At 51.4% G+C, this 313-nt stretch carries 1 rRNA gene; it reads left to right on the forward strand.

The window, feature by feature from the left end:
* Positions 1-313, forward strand: a 23S ribosomal RNA gene (locus CVN76_RS02490); the annotation flags it as partial.

The raw sequence follows: 313 nt of genomic DNA on the forward strand, positions 1-313 counted from the left end.
ATAGGGCGAATGAGTATGAGGTCGTAGACCCGAAACCAGGTGATCTACCCATGTCCAGGGTGAAGTTCAGGTAACACTGAATGGAGGCCCGAACCCACGCACGTTGAAAAGTGCGGGGATGAGGGGTGGGTAGCGGAGAAATTCCAATCGAACCTGGAGATAGCTGGTTCTCTCCGAAATAGCTTTAGGGCTAGCCTCAAGATGAGAGTATTGGAGGTAGAGCACTGATTGGACTAGGGGCCCCCAACGGGTTACCGAATTCAGTCAAACTCCGAATGCCAAATACTTATTCTTGGGAGTCAGACTGCGAGTG

The organism is Bacillus sp. mrc49, assembly GCF_002803435.1.